The organism is Streptomyces sp. NPDC091682, assembly GCF_044756625.1.
GTDB lineage: Bacteria > Actinomycetota > Actinomycetes > Streptomycetales > Streptomycetaceae > Streptomyces.
Window position 1 is genome coordinate 97,116 of the sequence record NZ_JBIVTH010000013.1, and the last position, 20,495, is coordinate 117,610.

22 protein-coding genes are annotated in these 20,495 nt (G+C 71.5%); 8 read left to right on the plus strand and 14 right to left on the minus strand.

What is annotated here, in order from left to right; genetic code table 11:
• Positions 1 to 124: 124 nt before the first annotated feature.
• The 4 genes from ACIQK6_RS27710 (at position 125) to ACIQK6_RS27725 (ending at position 5,017) form a co-directional block, all read left to right on the plus strand.
• Complete coding sequence (locus tag ACIQK6_RS27710; RefSeq protein ID WP_329099688.1) at positions 125 to 988, plus strand: menaquinone biosynthesis protein; 864 nt, start codon at positions 125 to 127, stop codon at positions 986 to 988.
• 206 nt (positions 989 to 1,194) lie between these two features.
• Positions 1,195 to 3,078, plus strand: a complete 1,884-nt coding sequence (locus ACIQK6_RS27715; protein ID WP_402695661.1) for a serine/threonine-protein kinase — start codon at positions 1,195 to 1,197, stop codon at positions 3,076 to 3,078.
• Positions 3,079 to 3,156: 78 nt separating this feature from the next.
• Positions 3,157 to 4,356, plus strand: coding sequence for a cyclic dehypoxanthinyl futalosine synthase (gene mqnC / locus ACIQK6_RS27720; protein ID WP_266603701.1), 1,200 nt, complete (start codon positions 3,157 to 3,159; stop codon positions 4,354 to 4,356).
• A gap of 16 nt (positions 4,357 to 4,372) precedes the next feature.
• Positions 4,373 to 5,017: an imidazolonepropionase-like domain-containing protein gene (locus ACIQK6_RS27725; RefSeq protein WP_329099687.1), complete on the plus strand. Its 645-nt coding sequence runs from the start codon at positions 4,373 to 4,375 to the stop codon at positions 5,015 to 5,017.
• On the opposite strand, the gene ACIQK6_RS27730 is transcribed toward ACIQK6_RS27725, so the two are convergent.
• The gene (locus tag ACIQK6_RS27730; RefSeq protein ID WP_329099686.1) at positions 4,983 to 5,405 is read right to left on the minus strand and encodes a helix-turn-helix transcriptional regulator; all 423 of its coding nucleotides are present in this window, start codon (positions 5,403 to 5,405) and stop codon (positions 4,983 to 4,985) included. The genes ACIQK6_RS27725 and ACIQK6_RS27730 overlap by 35 nt on opposite strands.
• A gap of 50 nt (positions 5,406 to 5,455) precedes the next feature.
• Complete coding sequence (locus ACIQK6_RS27735) at positions 5,456 to 6,361, minus strand: DUF3152 domain-containing protein (protein ID WP_329099685.1); 906 nt, start codon at positions 6,359 to 6,361, stop codon at positions 5,456 to 5,458.
• A 267-nt stretch (positions 6,362 to 6,628) separates the two neighbouring features.
• Between ACIQK6_RS27735 and ACIQK6_RS27740 the strand changes: the two genes are divergently transcribed.
• Positions 6,629 to 7,321 (plus strand): demethylmenaquinone methyltransferase, encoded by a 693-nt coding sequence (locus ACIQK6_RS27740; RefSeq protein ID WP_329099684.1) that lies wholly within the window; start codon positions 6,629 to 6,631, stop codon positions 7,319 to 7,321.
• Between the two features lie 38 nt (positions 7,322 to 7,359).
• Positions 7,360 to 8,256, plus strand: coding sequence for a glutaminase (locus tag ACIQK6_RS27745; protein WP_402695705.1), 897 nt, complete (start codon positions 7,360 to 7,362; stop codon positions 8,254 to 8,256).
• Here the strand turns inward: ACIQK6_RS27745 and ACIQK6_RS27750 are convergent.
• Together ACIQK6_RS27750 and ACIQK6_RS27755 are read right to left on the minus strand one after the other, a co-directional pair.
• Positions 8,253 to 8,627: a hypothetical protein gene (locus ACIQK6_RS27750; RefSeq protein ID WP_329099682.1), complete on the minus strand. Its 375-nt coding sequence runs from the start codon at positions 8,625 to 8,627 to the stop codon at positions 8,253 to 8,255. The two genes, ACIQK6_RS27745 and ACIQK6_RS27750, sit on opposite strands and share 4 nt — an antisense overlap.
• A 3-nt stretch (positions 8,628 to 8,630) precedes the next feature.
• Positions 8,631 to 9,164, minus strand: a complete 534-nt coding sequence (locus tag ACIQK6_RS27755) for a GNAT family N-acetyltransferase (RefSeq protein ID WP_329099680.1) — start codon at positions 9,162 to 9,164, stop codon at positions 8,631 to 8,633.
• Positions 9,165 to 9,261: 97 nt separating this feature from the next.
• Between ACIQK6_RS27755 and ACIQK6_RS27760 the strand changes: the two genes are divergently transcribed.
• On the plus strand, positions 9,262 to 10,545 hold the full coding sequence (locus ACIQK6_RS27760) for a geranylgeranyl reductase family protein (RefSeq protein ID WP_402695662.1): 1,284 nt from the start codon (positions 9,262 to 9,264) through the stop codon (positions 10,543 to 10,545).
• Between the two features lie 123 nt (positions 10,546 to 10,668).
• Here ACIQK6_RS27760 and tgmC read toward each other — a convergent pair whose 3' ends face one another.
• From tgmC to ACIQK6_RS27785, 5 genes are all read right to left on the minus strand, one after another.
• The gene (gene tgmC / locus ACIQK6_RS27765) at positions 10,669 to 11,829 is read right to left on the minus strand and encodes an ATP-grasp peptide maturase system methyltransferase (RefSeq protein WP_329099679.1); all 1,161 of its coding nucleotides are present in this window, start codon (positions 11,827 to 11,829) and stop codon (positions 10,669 to 10,671) included.
• A complete protein-coding gene (gene tgmB, locus ACIQK6_RS27770; RefSeq protein WP_329099678.1) occupies positions 11,819 to 12,790 on the minus strand; it encodes an ATP-grasp ribosomal peptide maturase in 972 nt (323 codons plus the stop codon). The genes tgmC and tgmB overlap by 11 nt, the downstream gene beginning before the upstream one ends.
• A 1-nt stretch (position 12,791) precedes the next feature.
• Positions 12,792 to 13,058: a putative ATP-grasp-modified RiPP gene (gene tgmA, locus ACIQK6_RS27775; protein ID WP_329099677.1), complete on the minus strand. Its 267-nt coding sequence runs from the start codon at positions 13,056 to 13,058 to the stop codon at positions 12,792 to 12,794.
• A gap of 247 nt (positions 13,059 to 13,305) precedes the next feature.
• Complete coding sequence (locus ACIQK6_RS27780) at positions 13,306 to 13,506, minus strand: hypothetical protein (protein WP_329099676.1); 201 nt, start codon at positions 13,504 to 13,506, stop codon at positions 13,306 to 13,308.
• A 567-nt stretch (positions 13,507 to 14,073) separates the two neighbouring features.
• A complete protein-coding gene (locus ACIQK6_RS27785) occupies positions 14,074 to 14,487 on the minus strand; it encodes an ATP-binding protein (RefSeq protein ID WP_329099675.1) in 414 nt (137 codons plus the stop codon).
• 136 nt (positions 14,488 to 14,623) lie between these two features.
• Between ACIQK6_RS27785 and ACIQK6_RS27790 the strand changes: the two genes are divergently transcribed.
• Entirely contained in the window at positions 14,624 to 15,976 is a 1,353-nt protein-coding gene (locus tag ACIQK6_RS27790; protein ID WP_329099674.1) for a transcriptional regulator, read from the plus strand.
• Between the two features lie 24 nt (positions 15,977 to 16,000).
• Here the strand turns inward: ACIQK6_RS27790 and ACIQK6_RS27795 are convergent, their stop codons facing one another.
• Genes ACIQK6_RS27795 through ACIQK6_RS27815 form a run of 5 tightly spaced genes read right to left on the minus strand, consistent with a single transcriptional unit; the run spans position 16,001 to position 20,255 of the window.
• Positions 16,001 to 16,303 (minus strand): hypothetical protein, encoded by a 303-nt coding sequence (locus tag ACIQK6_RS27795; protein WP_329099673.1) that lies wholly within the window; start codon positions 16,301 to 16,303, stop codon positions 16,001 to 16,003.
• Positions 16,304 to 16,361: 58 nt separating this feature from the next.
• A complete protein-coding gene (locus ACIQK6_RS27800; RefSeq protein ID WP_402695663.1) occupies positions 16,362 to 17,582 on the minus strand; it encodes an ABC transporter permease in 1,221 nt (406 codons plus the stop codon).
• Positions 17,579 to 18,364 carry an ABC transporter ATP-binding protein gene (locus ACIQK6_RS27805; RefSeq protein WP_402695664.1) on the minus strand — a complete coding sequence of 262 codons (786 nt, stop codon included), beginning with the start codon at positions 18,362 to 18,364 and terminating at the stop codon, positions 17,579 to 17,581. Before ACIQK6_RS27805 ends, ACIQK6_RS27800 begins: the two co-directional genes overlap by 4 nt.
• The gene (locus ACIQK6_RS27810) at positions 18,361 to 19,953 is read right to left on the minus strand and encodes a peptidoglycan-binding domain-containing protein (RefSeq protein WP_329099670.1); all 1,593 of its coding nucleotides are present in this window, start codon (positions 19,951 to 19,953) and stop codon (positions 18,361 to 18,363) included. Before ACIQK6_RS27810 ends, ACIQK6_RS27805 begins: the two co-directional genes overlap by 4 nt.
• Entirely contained in the window at positions 19,950 to 20,255 is a 306-nt protein-coding gene (locus tag ACIQK6_RS27815) for a hypothetical protein (RefSeq protein WP_329099669.1), read from the minus strand. The genes ACIQK6_RS27810 and ACIQK6_RS27815 overlap by 4 nt, the downstream gene beginning before the upstream one ends.
• Positions 20,256 to 20,495: the final 240 nt, after the last annotated feature.

Consider the following 20,495-nt stretch of genomic DNA (forward strand, 5'->3'; position numbering starts at 1 on the left):
AAACTGCAACTTGCGTCGAGCCTAGCACGCACCCTGCGGCCGAGACCAGAGGGAAAGATCACGTCACCCGGACGTTTGAGACCCGCCGCAAGGCTGACGCAGACCCGGCAGCTAGTCTCGCGATGTGGACGTCTATCGCAGCCGGCCCCGCGTCGGCCACATTCAGTTCCTGAACTGCCTGCCCCTCTACTGGGGGCTGGCCAGAACCGGCACTCTGCTGGACCTGGAGCTGACCAAGGACTCCCCCGAGAAACTCAGTGAGCGCCTCGTCCAGGGGGACCTGGACATCGCCCCGATCACCCTCGTGGAGTTCCTCCGCAACGCCGACCAGCTCGTCGCCTTCCCCGACATCGCCGTCGGTTGCGACGGTCCGGTGATGTCCTGCGTGATCGTCTCGCAGGTCCCCCTGGAGCAGCTCGACGGAGCCCGCGTCGCACTCGGCTCCACCTCCCGTACGTCCGTACGCCTCGCTCAGCTGCTGCTTTCCGAGCAGTACGGCGTACGCCCCGACTACTACACCTGCCCGCCCGACCTGAGCGTGATGATGCAGGAAGCGGACGCGGCCGTACTGATCGGGGACGCCGCGCTGCGGGCCTCCCTGCACGACGCGCCCCGCCTCGGGCTGACCGTGCACGACCTGGGGCACATGTGGAAGGAGTGGACCGGGCTGCCGTTCGTCTTCGCCGTCTGGGCCGCCCGGAAGGACTACCTCGCCCGCGAGCCCGCCGTCGTGCGGGAGGTCCACGAGGCCTTCCTCTCCTCCCGGGACGTCTCCCTGGAAGAGGTCACCAAGGTGGCCGAACAGGCGGCCCGCTGGGAGGCCTTCGACGCGGAGCTGCTGGAGCGGTACTTCACGACGCTCGACTTCCGCTTCGGTCCCGAACAGTTGGCCGGCGTACGTGAATTCGCGCGTCGTACGGGATCGACGACCGGGTATGCCGCGGATGTCGACGTGGAGCTGCTGAGCACGGTGGTCCAGGAGTGCTGACCGCGTTTACCCCGCGGTAGTCCAAAGGGTGGACGGGCGAATGTGAGGTTTACCGGGAATTCTCGCCCTTTTTGCATTTCTCGCCTTGAGGTGGAAATGCAAAAGGGTGACTGCGCTCCTTCCCCCGCCCCGCCCCGGCACCGCCTAGGCTGCTGCTCGGTCGGGCGGCACAAGGCGCCCGGGATCACGGGGAATTGGGGGACGCGATGCAGCCGCTCGAAGCCGGTGAGCCGCGGACCATCGGCGCCTACCGGCTGCTCGGCCGGCTCGGCGCGGGTGGCATGGGCCGCGTCTACCTGGGGCGCAGCGCGGGCGGCCGGACCGTCGCCGTCAAGATCGTGCACCCGCATTTCGCCACCGACGAGGAGTTCCGGGCCCGGTTCCGCCGCGAGGTGGAGGCGGCCCGCCGGGTGGGCGGCGAGTGGACCGCGCCGGTGCTGGACGCGGACCCCGGGGCCCCGGTTCCGTGGGTGGCCACCGGATACGTGGCGGGGCCCTCCCTGGACCGTGCGCTGGCCGCGCACGGCCCGCTTCCCGAGGCGTCGGTACGGGCCATCGGCGCGGGGCTGGCCCGCGCCCTGGTGGCCGTGCACGGCCTGGGCCTGGTCCACCGGGACGTGAAGCCGTCGAACGTGATGCTCACCCTCGACGGGCCGCGGCTCATCGACTTCGGGATCGCGCGGGCCACGGACGGCACCGCCTCGCTGACCTCCACCGGAGTGTCCGTCGGCTCGCCCGGCTACATGTCGCCCGAGCAGATCCTCGGCAAGGGGATCACCGGGGCGGCCGACGTGTTCTCGCTCGGCGCGGTCCTGGCCTTCGCGGCGACCGGGCAGCCGCCCTTCACCGGGGACAACTCGGCCACCCTCCTCTACAAGGTGGTCCACGAGCCGCCCGAGCTGAGCGCGATCCCGGTCGGGGAACTGCGCGGGCTGATCGAGGCCTGCCTGGCCAAGACGGCTGCAGAGCGGCCGGCTCCCGAGGCGGTCGCGGCGGCCCTCGGCGGGGCGTTGGGCGCCCCCGGCTGGCTGCCCGGGCCGCTGGTGGAGGAGGCCAGTCGGGCCGCCGTGGCCCTGTTGGACCTGGACGCCGATTCCGCCGATTCCGCCGAGGGCGGTGCGGGAGGGGGCGGGCCGGCCCCGGCCGGAGCCGGGGGCGCGGCCGCACCGGAGGCCGCTTCGGGCCCGGTCCCCTTCACCGCCGGGTCCTACACCCCCGTCGGTGCGGGCTTCGGGGCGCCGGACCCCTCCTACGGTGGCGCCGCCGGCCCGTACGCCCCGTACGCCCCGCCCGGCTCGCCCGGCGCCCGGCCCGGGACGGCCGGCCCCTACGGGACCGCGCCCACCGGCGGTTCCGGCCAGGCGGCTGGTCCCTACGCGAGCACTCCCACGGGCGGCTCCGGCCCGGCGGCCGGCCCCTACGGTTCGCCGACCGAGACCGCCGGCAGCGGGCTGCCCGGGCAGCGGACCCCCTCCGACGGGCGGCAGGTCACCGTCAGGGCCGCCGGGCGCCGGTTCAGCTGCACCGTCGTACTGGCCGCGGCGGCCGTCCTCGCGGTGCTGTCCGGCGGGATCTACTTCCTGGACCTGCTGCCGGGCCAGGGTGGCGACCAGCGGGACCTGGCCGACGCCGGAGCGCACCCCTCCGTCTCGGCGTCCGCGCCGGCCCCGGCGGCCACGCCCTCCTCGGCCCCGACCGGGAGCGGGAGCGCCGCCCCCAAGGGGACCCGCACCGACGTTCCCAAGGAGCTCATCGGCACGTGGAAGGGCACCGTCACCACCGCGCACACGCGCCTGGCCACCGAGTTCGAGATCACCATCAAGGCCGGCAAGGTCGGTGACGTCGTCGCCCGCGACAAGTCGGTCGTCCCCGTCCTCGGCACCGATTGCAGCGGTGACTGGAGGCTCGCCGCGGCGACCGACCGGTCCCTCGTCCTGGACACCTCCGCCGGACCCAACCCTGCCCCCGGCATGTGTTCCAACGGCTCCGCCGACGAGCGCTTCACCCTCAACGAGAACGGAACACTGCACTACAAGTCGGCCGACGCCCCGGCCGGAAACCCCGAAGGCGATCTCACCCGAAGCCCCTGAATCCCGTCGCGACACCCTGGCGTAGGCTGGATCGGTCCGGACCTTGACACAGACACACCGCCGAAAGGTGACTCACCGGTGACCGACCAGGCCGTTCTCCAGTCTGTCCTCGACCGCGCCGCCGCGGGGGGCCGGATCACCAAGGAAGAGGCGCTCGACCTCTACCGCCACGCGCCGCTGCACGCGCTGGGCCAGGCGGCCGACGCCGTGCGCCGCCGCCGCTACGCCGGTACCGAGCACATCGCGACGTACATCATCGAGCGGAACATCAACTACACCAACGTGTGCGTCACAGCGTGCAAGTTCTGCGCCTTCTACGCGGCCCCCAAGGACGCGAAGAAGGGCTGGTCCCGCGACCTCGACGACATCCTGCGCCGCTGCGCGGAGACCGTCGAGCTCGGCGGCACCCAGATCATGTTCCAGGGCGGACACCACCCGGACTACGGCGTCGAGTACTACGAGCACCACTTCTCGGCCATCAAGCAGGCCTTCCCGCAGCTGGTCATCCACTCCCTCGGCGCGTCCGAGGTCGAGCACATGGCCCGCATCTCGGGCGTCTCGGCGGAGGAGGCCATCCAGCGCATCCACGCGGCCGGCCTCGACTCGTTCGCGGGCGCCGGCGCCGAGCTGCTGCCGGAGCGGCCGCGCACGGCGATCGCGCCGCTGAAGGAGTCCGGCGAGCGCTGGCTGGAGATCATGGAGATCGCCCACAAGCTGGGCGTGGAGTCCACCTCCACCATGCTGATGGGCACCGGCGAGACCAACGCCGAGCGCATCGAGCACATCGCGATGATCCGCGACACGCAGGACCGTACGGGCGGCTTCCGCGCCTTCATCCCGTACACCTACCAGCCCGAGAACAACCGCCTCAAGGGCCGCACCCAGGCGACGATCTTCGAGTACCTGCGCATGATCGCGATCGCGCGCCTCTTCCTCGACAACATCGCCCACATCCAGGGCTCCTGGCTGACCGTCGGCAAGGAAGCGGGCCAGCTCTCGCTGCACTACGGCGCCGACGACCTCGGGTCGATCATGCTGGAGGAGAACGTCGTCTCCTCGGCCGGTGCCAAGCACCGCTCCAACCGCCAGGAGATCATCGACCTGATCCGCAAGGCGGGCCGCACCCCGGCGCAGCGCGCGACGACCTACGAACACCTGCTCGTGCACGACGACCCGGCGAACGACCCGGTCGACGAGCGCGTGGTCTCGCACATCTCCTCCACCGCCATCGAGGGCGGAACGGCGCACCCCGAACTGAAGCTCATCTCCACGAACTGACGACGCCCGCCGACCGATGCTGACGCTGCACACCGCCGAACTCCTGGTACCCGGGCCGGGATCCGCGCCGCTGCCGGGCGGCGCGGTCCTCGTCGACGGCGACCGGATCGCCCGCACGGGACCGTACGAGGAGGTCGCCGCGGCCCACCCGCACGCCCGGACCCGCCGCTGGCCCGGGACGATCACCCCGGGGCTGGTGGTGCGCGGGGTGGACGAGCTGCTGGAGCGCACGTACTACCCGGACGACCCGTACGAGGTCGCCGAGCTCGGCGCCGACCCGATCCGGGGGGCGGCCGCGCTGGAGGCGCTGAAGATGACCGAGCCGCGGTGGGGCCACAGCGCCCGGCGCGGCACGCAGCGGTTGCTGGCCCGTGGAGTGGTGGCGGTCTGCGGCCGCTTCACGAGCCCGGCGGTGCGCACGGCGGTGTCCCGGTCCGGGCTTACGATCCTGCCGCCCACCGCCTACGAGGGGCTGCCCGCGCTGGACCCGTTCGCCGGGCGGGGCGCTGCGGCGGAGGCTTTCCACGGAATCCTGGAAGCGGGGGTTCCGGCGCGCTTCGCGGTCTTCGCGGTGGCGGACGAGGCCGAGTTGTTGGCGCAGGGTGCGACCACGTGCGTGGCCACGGTCATCGGCGGGCGGCTGCTCCACCGTCGTCGCTGAGCCCGCTCCGTCCGCCGCGGGCGGTGTCCTCGGCGCGCCGGGTGTCCTCCCGGGCGAGGGCGGCCAGCAGACAGGCCTGCAGGCGGCTGATGCCGCCCAGCTTGGCCCGTATGTTGACCACGTGGAACTTCACCGTGCTGACGGAGAGTTGGAGCTCGCCGGCCAGTTCCCGGTTGGAGGCGCCGGTGGCCAGGCAGAGGAACACCGCCGATTCCTGCTCGGTGAGCTGGGCGTCGGCGGGCCGGTCCCCGTCCGGGACGGAGCCGTCCGGTACGGAGCTGCTTGGCACGGAGCAGTCGGGTGCCTCCTCGTGCGGCGCCCGTTCCCCCGCGCCCGGCTCCTCGTAGGAGGGGAACCACGCCGGGACGCTGAAGCTGACGACGCGCACGTGTTTTCTCCTAGCCCCCGGCCGACATGCCCTGGTGGTCGGCTCTCGCCCTATAGGACGGACGGACCGGACAGGTAGGTTCCCTTCGCGTCGTACGGCCAGGCGTTGGACTTGCAGCCGAGGAGCCCCTTGATCTGCTGCATCATCGCGGGAGCGGGCTTTCCGGGGCCCGGGCAGCTCTCGTGACCGCGGCCGAGCTCGTGTCCGACCTCGTGGTTGACGATCAGTGCCCGGTACTCCTCGGGCGTGCCGTCGAACTGCGGCGAACCCTCGTTCCAGCGCTTGAGGTTGACCACGACGGTGTGCCCCGCCGTGCTGCAGTTGGTCTCGCCGATGAGCTCGGGCGTCTCCACGTTGCACAGGCGGTCGGTGGTCTTGGGCGTAGCGATCTTGATGGTGAAATCGACCGGCTGGCCCGCCCCGACGAGCTGGAAGCCGTACTTCGGGTCCTGGGTCCAGCCGCGCCGGTCCCCGAGGATCGCCTCGACCGAGCGGGCGGCCGACTCCGGGTCGACCCCGCTGCCCTCCTCGACCTCGACCCGCCAGCGGCGCGCGGCCCCCTTGCCCTGCGCCTTGCCGGCGGTGGTGGAAGCCTTGAAGGCACCCGGCTGGGTGGGTGTCGCGGCGTCGGTCGACGGCGTGGGCGAGGCCGGGGGAGACGCCGCGGGTGAGGTGGACGGCTCGGGGGCGGTGGACTTCTGGCCGCCCTGGGGGAGCGCGTTCGCGGAACCGTCGCCGGATTCCCCGGTCGTCGGGTCCGGTTTGGCCGCCGCCCGGCCCGCGGCGGCCTTCGCGTCGTCGTCCTGGGGCAGCAGCGTGTACGCGGTGGCCGAGACCACGGCCAGTGCCGCCGAGCCGAGGAGGACCGTGCGCCGCAGCCGCTTGCGCCGCTCGGCCCGGCGCTGGGCGCGCGGGCTGGTGCGGCTGGAGCGACCGGTGGAATGGCCTGGCGGCATCGTGAAGCTTCCTGTTCGCGGCGGCCACTACCGGATCGGCCACGATTCGGTCACCGATCCGGGGGGTGACCCTCACCGGGCCGCACCGTGTCAGTCAACGTGTCCGCCGGGGCGCGGCGTAACTGTCCTTCGGAACAGTTTCCGACACCTGTCCGATGGGAAGGGGGGCCGGGGGTGGCGGAGCCCGCGCGGCTCGCGGGGGGCGGGGCCTGAGAGGATGGGGCGCGTACCCGCCGATCCGCATCGCACACCGAGGGGCGAACGCCAGTGACAAGGGCTTCCCTGGACAAGCAGCCGCACGAAGTCGCCTCCATGTTCGACGGCATCGCGGCGAAATACGACCTCACCAACGACGTCATCTCGCTGGGCCAGGCCCGGCTGTGGCGCAAGGAGGTCGCCAAGGCGGTCGGCGCGCGCCCCGGGCACGTGGTCCTCGACCTGGCCGCCGGAACCGCCACCTCCTCGCTGCCCTTCGCCGCCACCGGCGCGTACGTCGTCCCCTGCGACTTCTCCCTGGGCATGCTCATGGAGGGCAAGAAGAAGCACTCCTGGCTGCCCCTGACCGCCGGTGACGCGACGAAGCTGCCGTTCAAGGACGACGTCTTCGACACCGTCACGATCTCCTTCGGGCTGCGCAACGTCCAGGACACCGACGCTGCGCTGCGCGAGCTGTACCGGGTGACGAAGCCCGGCGGGCAGGTCGTCATCTGCGAGTTCTCGCAGCCCACCTGGGCGCCGCTGCGCACGGTCTACACGGAGTACCTGATGCGGGCGCTGCCGCCGGTGGCCCGTACGGTGGTGTCCGACCCCGACCCGTACGTGTACCTCGCCGAGTCCATCCGCGCATGGCCCGACCAGCCGGCGCTGGCCGCCCTGCTGCAGAAGGCCGGTTGGTCCAAGGTCGCCTGGCGCAACCTCAGCGGCGGCATCGTCGCGCTGCACCGGGGCATCAAGGACTGACGGCCGTGCCAGACGTCGCGCCCACGGACTACGGACCCCTGCTGGAGCGGATCGCCGCCGACATCGCTCCGCTGATCGGCAGCGGTACTCCGGCCGAGTACATCCCGGCGCTCGCCGCCGTGGACCGGCGGCAGTTCGGGATGGCCATCGCCGACCTCGACGGCAACGTCTTCGGGGTGGGCGACTGGCGGGTCCCCTTCTCCGCCCAGTCCATCACCAAGGTCTTCGCGCTCGCCCTGGCCCTGGCGGAGGGCGGCGACAGCCTGTGGGAGCGGGTGGGCCGGGAGCCCTCCGGCAACCCGTTCAACTCGCTCGTCCAGCTGGAGTACGAAAACGGCATCCCGCGCAACCCGTTCATCAACGCGGGCGCCCTCGTGGTCACCGACCGGCTCCAGACCCTGACGGGCGACGCGAGCAGCGAGCTGCTGGAGTTTCTGCGGCAGGAGAGCCAGAACCCGGACATAGGGTTCGATGCCGACGTCGCGGCCTCCGAGCAGGAGCACGGCGACCGCAACGCGGCCGTCGCCCACTTCATGGCCTCGTACGGGAACATCGACAACCCGGTGCCCGCGCTGCTGGAGCACTACTTCTGGCAGTGCTCCATCGAGATGAGCTGCGCCGACCTGGCCCGCGCCGGACGCTTCCTGGCCCGGCACGGGCTCCGCGCGGACGGCACGCGGCTGCTGACGCGCAGCGAGGCCAAGCAGATCAACGCGGTGATGATGACCTGCGGGACGTACGACGCGGCGGGCGAGTTCGCCTACCGCGTCGGGCTGCCCGGCAAGAGCGGGGTGGGCGGCGGCATCGTCGCGGTCGTCCCGGGCCAGTGCACCCTCGCGGTGTGGAGCCCGGGCCTGGACGCCCGCGGCAACTCGGTGGCGGGCGTGGCCGCCCTCGACCGGTTCACGACCCTGACGGGGCTTTCGGTGTTCTAACGGCAGGCGCCGTCCCCCGGAGCGCATTCCATGGCGAACTGGAAGAAGAGGGCGACGAGGACGCAGAAGCCCAGGGACAGTGCGCCCATGGTGACGAACCGCCTTCGCGCCTCGGTGTGCCCGGCGACCTGTGCCACCGCGAAGCCGAGGACGGGCGCGAGCACGACCCCGCCGATGCACGCCCACAGCAGCACGAAGACGACACCCTCCCCCAGCGGGCCGCGGACCCCCGCGGACCAGATGTACGCCTGCGCCACGAACACCACCGGCACGGCCGTCCACCACAGGGAAAGGCCGGTGATCAGTCGCCTGACGGTGGTGGAGGGGCCGCCGGCCGGTTCGCGCAGCGGAGCGTTGCCGTCGTCGGACATCGGCTAGTGCACCCCGCTCTGCAGGTCCAGCACGTAACGGCGCCCCGGATTCCCCGCCGGCGTGGTGAACTCCTCGGCCAGGGTCATGCCCAGACGCTCCGCCACCGCCACCGAACGTGCGTTCCGGGCGTCGATCATCGCCACCACGTGCGGGACACCGGCCGCGCGGACCCGCTCCACCGTGGCGAGCGCGGCGGCGTACGCGTAGCCCCGGCCCCACGCGGAGCGGCCTAGCCGCCAGCCGATCTCGATCTCGCCGACCGGCCCCCACCCCTTCTCCCGGGGCCACGGCTGCGCGCCGGTGAAGCCGATCACCGCACCCTGTCCGTCCAGCAGGGTCCACAGGCAGTAGCCGAGCTGGGCGTCGTGCATGCGCTGGCGCGCGGTGATCTCCTCGTACGCGGACAGTTCCGCGGGACCTCCGAGGAACTCCATGACGTCGGGGTCGGCGAAGGCCGTGTGCCAGGCGTGCGCGTCCTCGTCGGTGGGCACGCGGAGCTGTACGGCCGGAAGCGGCCGGGTCGGCGAGGTGGTCATCGGAGGCACCCTTCGGATCGTGATCTCTCTTGCTGCATAGACTGCACATGTCCGGTGCCGCCTGGCACCCTTTATCGAGCCTTCGGGAGATCCCGCAGTGACCGAGCTCCTCTCCGAACACTCCGCGGACGTGATCGTCGTCGGGGCCGGGCCCGCCGGCTCGACCACCGCCTACTACCTCGCCAAGGCCGGATTGGACGTCCTGCTGCTGGAGAAGACGGCGTTCCCGCGCGAGAAGGTCTGCGGCGACGGACTGACCCCGCGCGCCACCAAGCAGCTGGTGGCGATGGGCATCGACATCTCCGAAGAGGCCGGCTGGCTGCGGAACAAGGGTCTTCGGATCATCGGCGGCGGGCAGCGGCTCCAGCTGGATTGGCCGGAACTCGCCTCCTACCCGGACTACGGACTCGTCCGCAAGCGTGACGACTTCGACGAGACCCTGGCCCGCCAGGCGCAGAAGGCCGGCGCCCGACTGTACGAGCGCTGCACGGTCGGCGAGCCGGTGCGCGACGCGCGCACCGGTCACATCACGGGCGTGCACGCGAAGCTGGGCGAGGAGAAGACCCCGGTCACCTTCCACGCCCCGCTGGTCGTCGCGGCCGACGGCAACTCCTCCCGGCTGTCTCTCGCGATGGGCCTGCATCGGCGCGAGGACCGCCCGATGGGCGTGGCCGTGCGGACGTACTTCACCTCGCCGCGGCACGACGACGACTACCTGGAGTCCTGGCTGGAGCTGTGGGACCGGCGCGGCGCGCAGGACCGGCTGCTGCCCGGCTACGGCTGGATCTTCGGCATGGGCGACGGCACCTCCAACGTCGGCCTCGGCATCCTCAATTCCTCCTCCGCCTTCAAGGAGCTGGACTGGCGCGAGGTCCTCAAGGCCTGGTGCGCCTCCATGCCGGAGGACTGGGGCTACACCCCCGAGAACATGACGCAGCCGATCCGCGGCGCGGCCCTGCCGATGGCCTTCAACCGGCAGCCGCACTACACCAAGGGCCTGCTGCTGGTCGGCGACGCGGGCGGCCTCGTCAACCCGTTCAACGGCGAGGGCATCGCGTACGCCATGGAGTCGGGCCAGATCGCGGCCGACGTCATCGTGCAGGCCCAGGCCCGTGCCACCCCGGCCCAGCGCGAACTGGCGCTGCACAACTACCCGAAGGTGCTCAAGGAGACCTACGGCGGCTACTACACCCTGGGCCGCGCCTTCGTGAAGCTGATCGGCAACCCGAAGGTCATGAAGATCGCCGCCCAGCGCGGTCTGACCCACCCGGTGCTGATGCGCTTCACCCTGAAGATGCTCGCCAACCTGACCGACCCGACGGGCGGCGACGCGATGGACCGCATCATCAACGGCCTCTCGAAGGTGACCCCGAAGGCCTGAGCCGACCGGTCAGTCGCCCGTGTCCGGTCTATGTCTACGGCGCAATGACTCCTGCGCCGTAGACATGACTCCGCCCGCCGAGCGCGTGCTGCGCCGGCGGGTGGAGCCCTGTCTACCTGCGTACTAGATGGGGAGCGTCCAGCTCGGCCCGTGCGGCACGTCGAGCCAGACCCTTTGGGTGTCCGGCGTGATCGTCATTCCGAAGCCGGACAGGTGCGGTGAGCCGTAGCTCTGCCACGCCATGAGCGAGTCCTCGATCGCGGTCCACAGGTTGAGCGGTCCACGCTGGACAACGGTCCAGCCCTCCCCGTCGTCCGCCACGCGAGTCCGTGCCTGCGAACCTGTGGCTACGTCGAGCAGGACCTGCTCGACTCCTGCGCCGAGGCGCTCGGCCGAGGGCGCGGCGAGCTGTGCGACGAATCGACCGGTCCAGTCGTCGAGCAAAGTGGGGTCGATCCGGCTCGGGCGTTCACCGCCAGACAGCAGCTCGAACGGTCCGTGTGTCGGCCGATCGTGGGGGCGGGCGATCATGAACGAGGTGTATCCGGGAAGGAAGCGGCCTTCCGCGAAGCCGGCCGCCTCAGTCTTGAGGTGAACGAGGCCGTGTGCGACTCCCCACCCGGAGAGGGTGACGAGCAGGGTTCCCCCGGTCCTGATCTGCTGCAGAAGGCCGTAGGGGACGTGTCGCATCGAGCAGAACGCGATCACGATGTCGTACGGGGCTCGGTCGGGGTAGCCGCGCAGGCCGTCGGCCGTGATGAGCGTCGGGGCGTAGCCGGCCTCAGCGAGAGCCTTTCGAGCGCGCTCTGCCGCGGCGGCGTCGGTCTCGATCGCGGTCACGTTGTCCTCGCCGGCCACTTCGCAGACGTAGGCCGTCGAGAGACCCGTTCCGGCGCCGATGATCAGCACGCGCTTCCCCGGGGCGACGCCCGCCTGCTCGATCATCCAGAGAACGACGCCCGGCAGGGTCGAGGACGACGTCGGGCTACCTCCGGTCACGGGACCGGAGGCGTCCTCGGCGAGCACGCCGTCGATCTGGGTTACCCAGGTCTGATCCTGATAGGTGAGGCGCAGCCACTCGTCGGCGGGGGTGTCGTCGCGGCGGGTGGGCGTCCAGACCGTGACGCCCGGGGGACTGCTCGGCTTGTAGATCGCGGGGCCGAGGAACACCTCGCGGGGGACAGTCTCGGCCGCCCGTCGCACTTCGGGGTCGTGCAGTACGCCCTCGGCGACGAGCTGCTCGACGAGTCGAAGCCGCAGCGCGGCGGCGGTGTCACTGGTCATGCGGGGTGCCCTTCTGGAGGGTGTCGGCGAGTGCGCTCGCGATGGCACGGGTTGTCGGCTCGTCGACGAACGCCCACTGCCCGTTCGGGTTGCATTCGAGGAACCACCATCGACCGTCGGCGTCGAGGGCGAAGTCGAAAGCGCCGAAGCTGAGCCCGAACGCATGAAGGAACGTGCGGACAGCCTCGCGAACGGAACAGGGAACCGCGATCGGGGAGCAGGTGATGAGGCTTTGGTCCTGGCGCCAATCGAGGTGATCGCCGGCGGTGTCGATCCGGGCTGCGAACGCGTCATCTCCGATGGCGGCGAGACGAATGTCGGCGATCTTCGGGACGCAGGCTTGGAAGAGATGGGGGCACAGGGCGATCGAGTCGTCGAGCTCGTCCGCTTGGACGGTGCGCACCCAGACTGTTCGGTTCCGTCCGTCCTCGCCGGCGAGGTGCACGCGGTGAATGGGCTTGTAGATCACGGGTCCGTGGTCGGCCGCGAACTTCTGGGCATCTGCCGGCGTGTTTGTGATCAATGTGTCGGGGAGCGTGAAGCCGAGGCGGGCCGCGGTGGCGAGCTGTAGAGCCTTGTTCTCGGCGTCGCGGTTCCGCGAGGGGTGGTTGACGTACAAGGCCCCGGGAAGTGCGGTCAGCGCCCCCATGTAGCCGCGGCGCGATTGCTCAACCCCGAATCGCTGCTCGGGAGATGCCGTTGTCTGAGGGGCGGCGAAGGGGCTCGGGCGCCGCCAGTAGACAGACCGAACGCCCGACAGGTCCAGATGCCGAGTCGAGGTGGTGACATCCCCGGTGAAGGAACCCCGTTCGATCCGGACGCTCATGTTGGCCGTGTGCGCGAAGTCGGCGGCGGGGTCGAGCCGTACGGCCGGGATGCCCCGACCGTACAGCTCTTCCATCACCAGATCCGCCGTGACGTCACCGAGTGCGGTGATGACGAGAACCGGTGCGTCGGTCATGTCAGTCCGAGTCGCTGTCTTCGGTGAGGTCGGAGTCGGCGGGCGGGGGCGGATTCTTGCCCCCGCCGTCGGATGACGTCGCGGTGCTGTTGGCCGTGCTCGTCCCGGTGCCGTGGCCCCCGGCCATCTCGACACGCCTGCCGTCCGCGTCGAGATAGCGCGTCGTCTGAGTGTCCGGGTCGATCTCCGTTCGGGCGTACGGGACTTCGGTGATGCTGGGGTACAGCGCTAAGCGCTTGGTGCCCCAAGGCGCTACTGCGGTGGTCATAGGTTCTCCTGATCTCTGGTCATCGATCACATGCTCTGAGTTGCCATACGGTGCGCCCTCCTCGGCTCGGCGACAATGCCGCGGCGAGGCGGTGCCCCCATCGGGGAGGGGCGACGAGCCGCCCCTGGCGGGGGAGTTTTTGGTGCGACCCTGACCCGGATGGTCGCCATGGGCGCCGCTGTCGCGGTGAGGGGTGGAGCGGTGCCCGGACAGCGGGGGCGCGATTGACCGACGGTCCGGGCTTGGTTCACTCGGGGAGCTCTGGCCGGTACGGGTAGAGCATCTGTCGGTCGTAGCAGACGTCTTCGTCCGTGCAGACGATGGAGGAGAACCAAACATCGTCGACGTCATCGAGCTCGCGGGCGATATCGAGGTCCTCCACGCGCGCCGCGACGTCGCAGCAGTGGCATTTGACGACCGGGGCGCCCGGGGGAGGTTCGACACCCACGGGCAGTGATCCCCCGAGGCGCTGCCAGGTGGTCGGACTGCCGGTTCGCAGGTAGCAGGCGACGACGTCACTGCACGAGCGTCGCCTCGCGGTCTGCTCGCGGCCGTCAGCATCGAACCAAACGAACGTTCCGGTCTCGGTTTCGTCCTGCGGCACGAGCGCCGCGCAGATACCGCACCGCGCAAGCACGGCGGCCCTATCCACGGTGGACCACCGGGGCGTATGGCTGCACATACGGGCGCAGAAAGTAGGCGTGGCCGTCGATCGGCCGCAGGCGGTCGTGATGGTGGGAGGGGAGGGGGCGGCGCGCGTAGGCCGGGGGCGTGGGGGGCCTACGGTGCTCGGATAAGCGTCGGTGCGTGGCGCCGAGGGTCCGGCAGATGCCAGGCAGCGCCGACGCGAGGCCGCGCATGTGTCCCTCGATGGACTCGGGCGAACCGCCTTTCCTGCGGGCGGGAGGATGGGCGAGGAGGAGAAAGGCGGTGTGCCCGACCTTGGCGGGGTCGACCCAGAACCAAGCCGCGAGGGATGCCAGTAGGCCGGCGGTCGGGACGGGTGCGGTCGCGATCAGCATCGGATCACGCCGACCCACGTCGTGTTCTCGTCCGTCTTGAACTCCGCCCATACGGTCTTGCCGCACGAGCCGTGCGGCGTCACCCCCCATCCGTCCGCCAGGGAGGACACGATGAGCAGCCCGCGCCCGGTGGTGTCGTCGTCACTCGGCTGCGCGAGGCGGGGAGCCCCCGCCCCTGCGTCGTACACCTCGACACGCAGGCGCTCGTCATCGAGTGAGACCTCGACGAGGAAGCCGCAGTGTTCGCCGTGCCGTACCGCGTTGGCTGCAAGCTCGGAGAGGCAGAGCGCCGCGTCGTCGGAGCGGTCGGTAACCCTCCACTCCTCAAGCACGTCACCTAAGAACGAACGGGCCTCGGGTACCGCGCCGTCTGCTCGCGGAAACCGCTGCGTCGCCGATCTCAGCATGAGTTCAACCCCCTTGCCTGTGCCGTTGGTTCGAGCAACCAGGCAACCGCGAGGCGGACAGCGGGGCTACCGTCGTGGGGGGTGGCAAGGGGTGGCACTTGAGCAACCGCGCCTGTCGAAGGGGTAGGTACCAAGCATGACGTTGCCGAACACTGATCTAGCGAAGTGGCTGGGACGATCCGGCATGAGCAACAAGGAGTTGGCTCGCCAGATCAAAGTCGCAGCTCAGGTGTGGGGTGAGCCCCACATCCAGCCCGACGCAACGGCGGTCCGACGATGGCTGAACGGGCTTCGGCCGCGACCGCCCGTACCCGAGATCATCGCCGATGTCATCTCGGCGAAGGTTGGGTTCCGGGTCACGACGTACGATTTGGGCTTTCCTGAAGGCGGAACGGCCGACCGCTCACTCGCCTACAACTCCTCATTCGCCGTTACGGTTGAAGCCGTAGCCGATTTGGGGAGGGCCGACGTGGACCGTCGAAAGTTCCTGGCAGCGGCACCCTTTGCCGCCGTCGCCGCTGTGGGGCCGTCACGAGACTGGCTGTTGAACATGCTTGAGCAGCAGCCAGAGCCGGGCCGGCGCGTCCGCCTTGAAGACGTGTCCGCCGTCAAGAACATGTTCGGCGAGTTCCAGAAGATGGATGTACTGCAAGGCGGAGGCTCGGGACGTCTCATCCTGGCTCAGTACATGAACCAGCACGTCTACCCGCTGTTGCGCGAAACCCACTCCGAGGACGTCCGGCGGGCCTTGTGCGAGGCGGCGGCCGAGCAGACGTACCTGCTCGGCTGGATGAGCTACGACAGCGGAGAGCACGGGACCGCGCAGCGCTACTTGATCCAGTCGCTTCGGCTTGCCGAGGAATCCGGTAACGCAGCCCTCGGTGCACACGTCCTCGCCGGAATGGCGGATCAGACCACCCTGCTCGGCAACCCCACGGAAGGCCGGCGGCTCGCGCAGGCTGGTCGTGCCGGGCTCGGCAAGGACGTGTCGCCCGCGTGCATGGCTGATCTGTGGGCACTCGAGGCCCGGGCCCTCGCCAAGCTTGGCGAAGGTTCCGCCGCAATTCGAGCGGTGGCTGAATCCGAGGCGGCCTACAGCCGCGTACAGCTCAAGAACGAGCCGGAGTGGGCGGCGTTCATCGACCCTGCGTACCTGCACGGCGAGCACGCGAACACCTTCCGTGACCTCAAGGACGCAGCCGCCGCCGAGGAACACGCACAGCGGTCCATCGTCCACGCCCGCAAGCAGCGGCGGGCCCGCCGCGGTGCGATGTCGCAGGCCGCCCTTGCCGCCTCGCATCTCCAGCGGAATGACCTCGAAGCGGCGCACTCGGCGGGGCTTCGCACACTCTCCCTGTCGCGCCAGGTCAAGAGCTCTCGGTGTGTCGAGGCGGTGCAGGACTTGCAGCGCCGGATGCAGCCGTTCGGTACGCACCGCCTTGTCGCCGACTTCAACGAGCGCGCCCGGGAACTGGTCGCCGCAGCGTAGTGGGATGCCCCGCGGCGTCGATGATCAGGGGCAGGTCGGCGGCGAGGGCGTGACCGTGCCCGCTTCGGTGGGTGCGGGCACGTCCGTGTCCGGCTCCGGGCGGCCGTGGACGGTGCGGACGCACCGGGCCAGCAGGACCAGCCCGCACACCAGCAGCGCCACCGAGGCGGCCCAGCCGAGGCCCAGCGTGAGCGGGTGACCGGGCTTGTGCCAGGGGCGGGCGGTGGTCAACAGCCAGCCGCCCACCGCGAGCAGGCCGAGCCCGAGCGCCGCCGGGACCGCGGTGGGGTCGCCGGCGCCGTCGGACGCGTACGGCTTCGGGTTCACGGGACCACCAGCTCCAGGGGCGGGTCGGGGCGGCCCTGACGGTCAGGCGCGCGCCCCCCTATCTTCGCAGGGCCTCGGCCGGTTCGACACGGGCCGCCCGCCAGGCGGGATAGAGCCCGGCCAGCAGCCCGGTGACCAGGCCGGCGAGCGGGGCCGCGGCGACGGTGGCCGGATGGATCACCGGGGTCCAGTCCCGGGCCAGGGCGACGGCGACCACGGTCAACTCGCCCAGCGAGGTCCCGACCAGCCCGCCGAGGGCCCCCAGGGCCGCCGACTCGGTCAGGAACTGGGCCGAGACGTGGCGTCCCCGGGCGCCGAGCGCCCGGCGCAGCCCGATCTCGCCGGTCCGCTCCAGTACGGCGACCAGGGTGGTGTTGGCGATCCCGACCGCGCCGATGACCAGGCAGATCCCGGCGAGCAGCAGGAAGAGCGCGCTCAGGTCGGCGGTGACACCGGAGCGCAGCATCCGCGGATCGGGCGGCGGGACGGCCTTGAGGTACTCGGGGTGGTCGGGGCGCAGCGCGAGCGGGGCGAGGCCGGCGACCTGGCGGGCGGCGCCGAGTTCGGTGGAGATCAGCATGGTCGCGCCGCCGGGTGCGGGCGGCCCCCACATTTGCTCGGCGGTGGTGCGCGGGACGAGGATCGACATCAGGTGTTCGGGCCGGCGCCGGAGGTCCGCGACGATGCCCGCCACGGTGAAGGGCTCCTGGCCGATGTAGAGGGCGGGCCGGGTGGCCAGGGTGGTGATGCCGAGGCGGGCGGCGAGTCCGCTGCCGATGACGACGACGCGCTCGTGGCCGCGCTCGGCGAAGTCGTCGTAGAGCCGGCCCTGCTGGAGGGTCGGTACGAGGGCGGCGACGGCGCCGGGGGAGGCCGCCACGACGGCTGCGCCGGTGGTCGGGTCGCCGGCGCCGGACGGCAGGGGGCCGACCGCGGTGTGCGAGTCGAGCCGCACCGTCCACAGCACTCCGGCGTGCTCGATGCCCGCGACGGCGCGCAGCCGCTGCTCGGCGTCGGCGGGGAAGGCGGTCCCTGCGAACTCGTCCTGCTGGGCGGCGACGTCCTCGATGCTGACCTCGGTGGCGGTCAGGACGTTGAACCTGGCGTCGATCTGCGAGGAGATGGTGGCGGTGAGGCCGAGTACGGCCACGAAGCTGCCCACGCCGAGGACGGTGCCGAGGGAGGTGAGCACGGCCCGGCCGGGGCGGCGCAGCATCCCGGCGACGGCCTCGGCAAGGGCGTCGCGCACGGACAGCCGGGTGGGTGCGACGGCGCTCAAGGATCCAGCCGCCCGTCGCGGATGGTGACGGTCCGCGCGCCGCGCCGGGCCACCTCGGGGTCGTGAGTGATGACGAGGACGGTCATCCCGGCTCCGTGCAGTTCGTCCAGCAGCCCGAGGACGGACGCGGCGTTCACGGAGTCGAGGTTGCCGGTCGGCTCGTCGCACAGGAGGAGCGAGGGACGCCCGACGAGGGCGCGGGCGATCGCCACCCGCTGGCGCTCGCCGCCGGACAGCCGGCCGGGCACGGCGCCGGCCCGGTGCCCGAGACCGACCTGGTCGAGGGCCTCGCGGGCCCGTACGAGGCGCCCGGCGCGCGGGATTCCGGTGTAGAGCATGGCGAGGGTGACGTTCTCCAGGGCGGACCGGTGGGGGAGGAGGTGGAAGGACTGGAAGACGAAGCCGATCCGGCGCCCGCGCAACGCGGTGCGCTCCCGGTCGGGGAGCGCGGCGGTGTCGATCCCGTCGAGCAGGTACCGGCCGCTGGTGGGGGAGTCGAGCAGCCCGGCGACGTTGAGGAAGGTGGACTTCCCTGACCCGGAGGGGCCGACGACGGTGATGAACTCGCCGCGCCGGACGGTCAGGTCGCAGGGGTGCAGGGCCTCGACGGGCGGCGGCCCGGGGTAGGTGAGGCCGACCCCGCGGAGCTCGATCACGGGGCTTTCGCCGCCGCCCGTGCCGCCCGTGTCGCCCGTGTCGCGTGTGCCGCCTGTGTCGCCCGTGTCGCCGGAGGGCGGCCGGGATTGACGGGACAGACGGAATTGACGGGACAGCAGCCTCATTTGGACTTCCCCCGGGTCTCACGGGGTGCGACCCCGATCACCACTTTGGTCCCGGCGGCGAGGGCGCCCGCCCGGGACGGGGTGACGGCCACGAAGCCGTCGCCGCGGGTGCCGGTCCGCACCTCGACGCGCCGCTGGGTGCCGTCGGCGGACACGGCGGTGACGACCGTACGTCCGTCCGCGCCCGCCGAAACGGCGGTGACCGGGACGACGAGCGCCTCGCCGTCGGTGGCGGCGGACTCGATGGTCAGCCGGACGTCCTGCCCGGCGAAGCCGGCGGGCAGCGGCTGGTCGGCGCGGACCAGCATCCGGTAGCCGAGGTCGCCGCCGCCCGTGCCGCCGTTCCCGCCGCTCCCGCCGCCCTTGGGGTTCTGGCCGGGGTCCTGCTGCGGCTGTGCTCCGGCGGGCTGCGCGGCGGACCGCTCGGTGGCGACGACCGCCACCGAGCCGCGGACATCGGTGCCGGAGAGCTCGGAGGAGATCACCACGGTCATCCCGGCACGCAGCAGCTGCCGCTTGTCGTCCTTGAGGTAGGCCTCGACGACGAGCTCCCCGCCGGAGAGCGTGAGCACCGTCCCGGACACGGGGGAGCCCGCGCGGGCGCCGACGGAGCTGACGCGGGCCGGGAAGGAGCCCAGGAACACGGTCTCGGCGGTGGGCAGCATCGGGCCGTCGGCGGCCTCGGCGGCCACCAGCGCGGCCCGGGCCTCGCCGAGGGCCTGCCGGGCCCGCGCGAGTTCCCTGCCGGAGCCGGAGCCGGAGCCGGAGCCGGAGCCGGAGCCGGAGCCGGTACCGGAGCCGGGACGCGGGCCGGGGCTCGCTGTCGCGCCGGGGCCCTCCGCGGCCCCGCCCTTGCTCGATCCGCCCTCCGCGGGCGCGCCCACGGAGCCGGTGGGTCCGCTCGCGTCCTCCACGGCCCACGTCGCGGACCGCACGGCCTCCCGCGCCGACTTCAGGGCCGCGCCCCCGTCGGCGACCGCGGGCAGCGGCTCGTACCCGATGGCCCGGTAGCGGGCGGCGAGCGCAGCCTTCGTACCGGCACCGAAGACGCCCTTCGCGTCGCCTCCGGTGCCGTGCCCGAGCTCGCGCAGCGCCTGCTGCAGCTGCGCGACGTCGTCGCCGCTGGCCCCGGGCTTGAGGTCGCGGTACATCGGCTGCGCGCCGTGCAGGGTGAACACCGGCCGCCCGGACACCTCGGCGATCAGCTGCCCCGCCGTGACCGGGTCCCCGGCCTTCAGCGGCAGTTTGGTCACCAGGGCCGCGCCCGTTCCTTCGCCGGAGCGCACCCCCTGCGGGGACACGGCGACGCTCTGGTCGGCGACCACCGTCCCGCGCATGACCACGGTCTGCGCGAGCACCCGCCGCTCGACGTCCGCGGTCAGGGCCCCCTGTGCGGGCGGGCCGGTCTCCGCGGCCACCTGTGCGGGGGACTTCACCAGCGTGGTCGCCAGCAGTCCGCCCACCGCCATCAGCGCGGCCCCGCCGACGACCGCGAGCACCACGCGCCGCCCGCGCGCGAGCCCGCCGCGGTCGTCCTCGGCGGTCGTCGGGGTCCCGGTGCGCTCCACGACCTGCTCCGGCTCGCTCATTCGTCCGGCCGGCACTTCTTCAATGCGTCGAGGTGGTCGCGCTTGAGCGAGATCCACTGTTCGGGAGTGCCCTTGCGCTCGTCGATCTGGGCGGTGACCGGGTCCGGGTCCGGGTACCAGGTGATGCCCTCGGCCCGCAGGCACGCGGACTCCTTCTGCGCGGCGGCGATCTGGGCGGGCTCGGCCGGCTGGGGCTTCGGCGGGGGCGGCAACATCGGTGCGCAGGTCTTGTGCGCCTCGTCGTTCCAGGGCTTCGACTTGTCCTCGCGCGGAGCGCCGTAGTCCGTATACACGATCGCCACGCCCTGCTCCTTCAAGCAGTCGTAGTACGCGATTTCCTCCCTGGTGGGAGGCGGGCTGTCGCTTGCCACAGGCTTTTTTTCGCCGCCACCGCATCCCGTCAGTGAAATGCACAGAAGAAGTAGAGGGGTCAAATATCTCGCGTGCACGACAGCTTCCCTTGCGGCGGTAGGAGTGGATTATGTGCATCCGTTTGACGGGTGGGGGAGGGCGCGCGCCAGATAGTAGAGAACCGTGGCTGC